A 6,608-nucleotide genomic window follows, 5' to 3' on the forward strand; every position below is an offset into this window, starting at 1 on the left:
GGCCGGTGAGGGCGGCCTGGGCGGCGAGCGGCAGCAGCAGTTCGGCCGGGGGGCCGGGGGTGGCGGCGAGCGCCGCGGCGGCCTCGGCGAACGGGACGGCGGCGGCGCCGGCCGAACCGAGGGCGAGCACCGGCCCGGCGAACGGCCGGAGCAGCCGGGCCCGTTCGGCCGGGTCGGGGGTGGCGGCGAGGCCGGCGGCGCAGCGGGCGGCGGCGGCCACGTCGCGGTGGAGTTCGACGGTGCCGAGCTGCCCGGTGAGCGAGCGGACCAGCTCCGGGTCGGCGGCGTCGGCGAGGGCGCGCTGGAGGTAGCGGGCGGCGTCGTCCCAGTGGCCGTCGGCGGCGGCGTCCCGGGCGGCGGTGCGCAGGACGGGGACGGCCCAGTCCAGCCCGGTGGTGCCGGAGGACATCAGGTGTTCGGCGGTGCGGGCGGCGGGGGCGCCGAGCCGGGCGAGCAGGGCGGCGGCCCGCTCGTGCAGGGCGACCAGGACGCGCGGGTCGGTGCGGGCCAGCACGGCGGTGCGGACCAGCTCGTGCCGGAAGGTCTCCGGCGGGCCGGGTTCGATCAGGTCGGTGCGGTGCAGCGCCTCCCGGGCCTCGTCGGCGAGGAGTTCGCCCTGGCCGGTCAGCAGGGCGGCGGTGGCGAGGTCGGCTCCGGTGCCCAGGACGGCGAGGCCGGTGAGCAGTTCGGCGGCCCGGGGGTGGCTCTGCCGCAGCCAGCTGAGGGTGGTGTCGGCGAGGGTGCCGGCGCCGATCCGGCGGACCTTGTCGAGGTCGGGCGAGCCGGGGTTGATCCGGGCGGCGGCCAGCCGGGCGGTGAGCTCCTCGACCACCAGCGGGTTGCCGCGGGAGAGGTCGTGGCAGACGGCGGCGAGTTCCGGGTCGACCGGGGCGTCGAACTCCTCGGCGACCCGCTCGGCCACGCAGCTGTCGCAGAGCGGGCCGGGGGTGAGGGTGCGGGCGTGGCGCAGGGCGGCGAGTTCGGCGGCGAGCGGGTCGGCGGCCTCGTCGGCGGTGCTGGCGAGCAGGGCGACGGGCAGGCCGTCGAGCCGGCGGGCGAGGTAGGAGAACCACTGGCGGGACTCCTCGTCGGCCAGGTGGAGGTCGTCCACGGCCATCACGACGGGGGTCCGGGCGGTGAGCGAGCGGGCCGCGTGGAAAAGGTCGTTCAGCACCCTTTCGCGCCCGTTGCCGACGTTTTCGGAACCCGCCGGAAGGGCTCTTCCGAGGGCGTCCGGCAGATCTCCGGCGAGGGCCGCCCCGGGGAATTCCCCGGGTGATTCGCCCAGGAACTGCAGGCTTGGCGCCCCACTGGTTGTCATGCGCATGAAGGGATCGAAGAGCTGACGCACCACGCCGTACGGAAAGTCCCGCTCGTTGTCGTGACATCGGGCCCGCAGCACCACCGCGCCCTCCGGCAGCCGGGCCAGCGCGGCCCGCAGCAGCGCGCTCTTCCCGGCCCCGCGCGCGCCCCTGACCAGCACGACCGCGGACCGGCCGGCGGCCGCCCCGGCCACCGCGCGCGCCAGCTCCGCCAGCTCCGTTTCCCGGTGCAGCAAAACTCCAGTCGGCACCGCAACCCCCCGTCGTACCCGCGTGCGGACACACCAGTATCGCCCGCCGCGCCCCCCTGTCAACGTTCCGGGCGAATACGTACCGGGATACGTACCGGCCGAACGGAATACGCAATTCCACGCGATGCGTAACTCGACGGCGCCGACGGATATGCAGTATGTACAGCCCAATTGGCGCCGTGCTCGAATACTCACGACGAACTTGTGAACACAGGGGGATGACTGATGGAGCGACCGCGGCTCAAGGCCCATTTCCTCACCGAGACGGTGGGAGAAAAGGTCTTCCTGCTCGGAGAGGGGCAGGACTACCTCGTCCCGGGGGCCGCCGCGGTGCGCCTCCTGCCCTACCTGGACGGACGGCGCACCGTCGCCGAGATCCTCCAGGCACTGGGCACCGAGGTCCCGCTCGGCCAGGCGCTGACCGCACTGCGCCGCTACGAGGCCGCCGGGCACCTCGCCGAGGGCCGGCCCGAACTGCCGGACCACGTCCTCGCCTACTGGGACGCCCAGGGCGTCGACCCGGCCGTCGCCCTGGAGGCCGCCCGGGCCACCGAGCTGCTGGTGCTCGCCCTCGGCGCCGCCGAGGCCGCCCCGCTGGTCGAGGCGCTCACCGCCACCGGCCTGCGCGCCCGCGCCGTCACCGAGGACCAGGCCGTCACGGGCGGCCCGGACACCATGGTCGTCGCCCTCACCGACGACTACCTCGCCCCCGCCCTGGAGCGGCTGAACACCGCCCGGCTGGCCGACCGGCGCCCCTGGCTGCTCGCCAAGCCCACCGGCACCTCGCCCTGGCTCGGCCCGCTGCTGCGCCCCGACGAGACCGGCTGCTGGAGCTGCCTCGCCCAGCGGATCAGCGGCAACCGCCAGGTCGAGCGCTACCTGGCCGGCAAGCGCGGCGAGACCGTGCCGCTGCACCCCACCCGCGCCGCCATCCCGGCCGGCCCGGCGACGACCGCCCAGCTGCTCGCCACCGAGACCGCGCGCATCCTCGCCGACGAGTGCTGCTCCGCCCTCTCCGGCACCATGGTCAGCCTCGACCTCAACACCCTGCAGACCACCGAGCACACCCTGGTCCGCCAGCCCCAGTGCCCCGACTGCGGCGACCCGGCGCTGCTCACCGAGCGCAGCCCCGAGGTCGTCCTGCAGCCGAGCCCGGCCCGGCACACCACCGACGGCGGCTACCGCGTCCAGGCCCCGCAGTTCACCTACGACCGGCTCAAGCACCACATCAGCCCGCACCTGGGCGCGATCACCCGGCTCGGCGCGCACGACGACACCGGCAACGGCATCACCTACAGCTTCACCGCCGGCCACAACTTCGCCATGGTGAACGACAACATGGACCTGCTGCGCCGCAACATGCGCGGCCAGAGCGGCGGCAAGGGCCGCTCCGAGATCCAGGCCAAGGTCAGCGCGATCTGCGAGGCGATCGAGCGCTACTCGGCGGTCTGGCGCGGCGAGGAGCCGGTGGTGCGCGCCGCCTACCGCGACCTCGACCCGGCCGTCGCCGTCCACATGGACGCCCTGCTCCAGTTCTCCGACACCCAGTTCGCGAACCGCGCCGAGTGGAACGCCGACCCCAAGCACCGGCTGCACCTGGTGCCCGACCCGTTCCCGGTCGACGCCGAACTGGACTGGACCCGCGCCTGGTCGCTCACCCACGACGAGGAGCGGCTCGTCCCCTCCGGCTACGCCTGGTACGGCCACCCCGACCTCCAGCAGCACTTCTACTGCGTCGGCGACTCCAACGGCTGCGCCAGCGGCAACACCCTGGAGGAGGCGATCCTCCAGGGCTTCTGCGAGGTCGTCGAGCGCGACGCGGTCGCCCTGTGGTGGTACAACCGCACCGCCCAGCCCGAGTTCGACCTCGACTCGCTGAACGACCCGTACGTGGACACCATGCGCGCCTTCTACGCCTCGGTGGACCGCGAGCTGTGGGTGCTCGACCTCACCTCCGACCTCGGCGTGCCGGTGTTCGCCGCGATCTCCCGGCGCGTGCACGAGGTCGAGGACATCATGGTCGGCTTCGGCGCCCACCCGGACCCGCGGATCGCCGCGATCCGCGCGCTCACCGAGGTCAACCAGTTCCTCCCGTTCATCGACCGGCGGGACGAGAACGGCGACACCCTCTACCGCACCGACGACCTGGAGACCCTGGAGTGGTGCCGGACGGCCACCGTCGCGGACGAGCCCTGGCTGCTGCCGGGCCGTGACCTCGCCGCCACCACCCTGGCCGACTTCGCCCCGCTCGACGGTGACGACCTCGCCGGACACGTCCGGGACTGCGTCGACCGCGCCCGCCGGGCCGGGGTCGAGGTGATCGTGCTCGACCAGAGCCGCCCCGACCTCGACCTCGCCGTGGTCAAGGTGATCGCCCCCGGCATGCGCCACTTCTGGCGCCGCCTCGCCCCCGGCCGGCTCTACGACGTGCCGGTCCGCCAGGGCCGACTGGCCGCTCCGCAGACCGAGGAGCAGCTCAACCCGAAGAACGTCTTCTTCTAGGAACGGCCGGGTACCGACGCGATGACCACCGCCCTTGACCGGATCCACCTGCCCGCCGCCGCCCGTACGGTGCGCCGGCTGCGGCTGCGCCCCGACGGCGCGTTCGCCCCGCTCGGCCCGAGGGCCGTCCGGCTGACCGCGCCGGTCGGCGCGCTCGACCTGCCCGACCTGGCGCCCGGCGCCCGGGAGGCGGTGGCCGCGCTGGCCGCCGGGGAGCACACCGAGGAGGAGCTGGCCGCCCTGGTCGCGGCCCGGGACGGCGACACCGGGCTGCTGCGCTGGCAGCTGGCCCGCCGCCGGCTCGGCACGGCCGGGATGCTGGAGCACTCCGTGCACCTGGCCGTCGACGGCCCGGACGGCACCGCCGGCACCGAGGAGCCGCTGGCCCGGCTGCGCCCGGTCGGCCGGGGCGCCGCCGAGCCCGGCCCCACCCCGGACCCGACCGGGCAGGTGAAGCTGTCCCGCTTCGCCACCGCCGCGGTCGAGGACGGCGCCCTGCTGGTGCGCTCCCCGGGCAGCCCGCTGGCCGTCCAGCTGACCACCCGGGCGGCCGGCCTGCTGGCCGCCCTGGCCGGCTGGACCAGCCCCGCCGCGCTCGCCCAACTCCCCGGCGCCCTGCCGCTGGACGCCGTCCGGCAGACCCTGCGGCTGTTCGCCGCCGCCGGGCTGCTGGCCTACGGCGCCCCCGGCGCCGAGCCCGAGGCCGAGGAGCAGCGGTTCGCCCAGTGGACCGCCGCCGACCTGGCCTTCCACTCCCGCACCCGGCGGCCCACCAGCGTGGCCGGCTACGGCGGCACCTACCGCTTCGGCGACCGCTTCGCCCCCGAGCCCGCCTCGCCCGCGCCGTTCGCGGGCGAGAAGGTCGCCCTGCCCGTCCCCGACCTGGACGAACTCACCCGCACCGACCGGCCGTTCACCGAGGTGCTGGAGCAGCGCCGCTCGGTGCGCGACCACGACGGGCAGGCGCCGATCACCCTGGAGCAGCTCGGCGGGCTGCTCTACCGCAGCGCCCGCCGGCGCCAGACCTTCACCGGCGGGGACGGCCAGGAGCTGGCCGACCGGCCGTACCCGAGCGGCGGCGCGGTGCACGAGCTGGAGCTGTACCCGCTGGTGACCTCCTGCGCGGGCCTGGAGCCCGGGCTGTGGCACTACGCGACGGACCGGCACGAGCTGGAGCTGGTCAGCGCGCCGAGCCCGGCCACCGCCCAACTGGTCAAGAGCGCCCGCGAGTCCTGCCTGATGCAGACCGACCCGCAGGTGGTGCTGCTGGTCACCGCGCGGTTCGGCCGGGTGATGTGGAAGTACGAGACGGTCGCCTACCCGCTGGTCCTCAAGCACGTCGGCGCGCTCTACCAGACCCTCTACCTGGTCGGCACCGCGATGGACCTCGCGGTCTGCGGCCTCGGCGGCGGCGACGCGGCCGACTTCGCCGCGGCCAGCGGCCTCGACTACTTCACCGAGGGCACCGTCGGTGAGCTGGTGATCGGCAGCCGGCCGCCGACGCTGCGCCAGGACGTGGGCGTCCCACGGAGAGAAGCCAGAAGATGAAGTTCCGTTTCAAGGCGCTGCAGCGGATGCGCGAGCCGGACGAGCTCGACTCGCCGACGCTGCTCGCCGCGCCGCGGGGCTGGATCGCCCTGTTCGTCGTGATGATCACCATGGCCGCCGCGCTGCTGTGGACCTTCGCCGGGACGATCCCGATCACCGTGGACGCCCCCGGCCTGCTCACCCACCCGCACGGCACCGCGATGATCCAGAGCCCGTTCGGCGGGATGGTCCGTACCGTCCTCGCCAAGCCCTCCGACCAGGTCCGGCAGGGCCAGTCCGTGGTGCGGGTCGAGGACACCGAGGGCCACAGCCGGGAGGTCACCAGCCCGTTCGGCGGGCGGGTGGTCGGCCTGTCGGTCACCGACGGCCAGGTCGTCGCCCCCGGCTCGCCGGTCGCCTCGGTCGAGCGGGTCGACGACCCGCAGGAGCGGATGGTCGCGATGGTCTTCGTACCGGCGACCCGCACCGTCGGGCTGGAGCCCGGCGACCAGGTCGACCTCAACGTGTCCACCACCCCGGCCGGCGCCTTCGGCCTGCTGCGCGGCACCGTCAGCTCGGTCAGCCCGTACGCGCTCACCCGGGAGGCCGTCTCCGGCCTGGTCGGCGGCGACCTCGCCGCCCAGCGCTACCTCGGCAAGGACGCGCCCCGGCTGGTCGTCGTCGACCTCACGCCCGACCCGAACACCCCCAGCGGCTTCGCCTGGACCTCCCAGAGCGGCCCGCCGAACCCGCTGGGCACCCAGGTCGCCGTCACCGCCACCATCAACGTCGGCGAGCAGACCCCGTTCAACCTGATCCTCGGCCGCTGAGAGGAGGCACCGATGACCGCCACCGTCCCGGAGAGCACCCGGGCCTCCGCCCCCGTGCCGGAACCGGACCCCGAGAAGCCGAAGCGCCGCCGCGGCCGCCCCCCCCCCGCGGGCCCGCCCCCGCCCCGGGGGGGCCCCCGCCCCCCCCGCCGACCCCAGAATCGTCATCACCAACA

At 75.1% G+C, this 6,608-nt stretch carries 4 protein-coding genes and 1 pseudogene (1 of these 5 running past the window's edge); 4 read left to right on the plus strand and 1 reads right to left on the minus strand.

What is annotated here, in order from left to right:
* A partial coding sequence (locus tag ACFWXO_RS43765) for an AAA family ATPase (protein ID WP_380532467.1) occupies window positions 1-1,573 on the minus strand: 1,573 nt, incomplete at its 3' end.
* Between the two features lie 225 nt (window positions 1,574-1,798).
* On the opposite strand from ACFWXO_RS43765, the gene ACFWXO_RS43770 reads away from it, so the two are divergent.
* From ACFWXO_RS43770 to ACFWXO_RS43785, 4 genes and pseudogenes are all read left to right on the plus strand, one after another.
* Window positions 1,799-4,075, plus strand: coding sequence for a TOMM precursor leader peptide-binding protein (locus tag ACFWXO_RS43770; RefSeq protein WP_380532470.1), 2,277 nt, complete (start codon window positions 1,799-1,801; stop codon window positions 4,073-4,075).
* A 21-nt stretch (window positions 4,076-4,096) separates the two neighbouring features.
* Window positions 4,097-5,623, plus strand: a complete 1,527-nt coding sequence (locus ACFWXO_RS43775; RefSeq protein WP_380532473.1) for a SagB family peptide dehydrogenase — start codon at window positions 4,097-4,099, stop codon at window positions 5,621-5,623.
* Window positions 5,620-6,432: an HlyD family efflux transporter periplasmic adaptor subunit gene (locus tag ACFWXO_RS43780; protein WP_380532476.1), complete on the plus strand. Its 813-nt coding sequence runs from the start codon at window positions 5,620-5,622 to the stop codon at window positions 6,430-6,432. The genes ACFWXO_RS43775 and ACFWXO_RS43780 overlap by 4 nt, the downstream gene beginning before the upstream one ends.
* A 12-nt stretch (window positions 6,433-6,444) precedes the next feature.
* Window positions 6,445-6,608, plus strand: a pseudogene (locus ACFWXO_RS43785) (NHLP family bacteriocin export ABC transporter peptidase/permease/ATPase subunit) (it continues 2,260 nt past the right edge of the window).

Origin of the sequence: Kitasatospora sp. NPDC059088, from assembly GCF_042738155.1 — a bacterium.
Taxonomy (GTDB): domain Bacteria; phylum Actinomycetota; class Actinomycetes; order Streptomycetales; family Streptomycetaceae; genus Kitasatospora.

What these genes read in the sequence shown, in the direction of transcription:
- ACFWXO_RS43770 (WP_380532470.1), top strand. Translation starts at nt 1,799, where the DNA reads ATGGAGCGACCGCGGCTCAAGGCCCATTTCCTCACCGAGACGGTGGGA.
- ACFWXO_RS43775 (WP_380532473.1), top strand. Translation starts at nt 4,097, where the DNA reads ATGACCACCGCCCTTGACCGGATCCACCTGCCCGCCGCCGCCCGTACG.
- ACFWXO_RS43780 (WP_380532476.1), top strand. Translation starts at nt 5,620, where the DNA reads ATGAAGTTCCGTTTCAAGGCGCTGCAGCGGATGCGCGAGCCGGACGAG.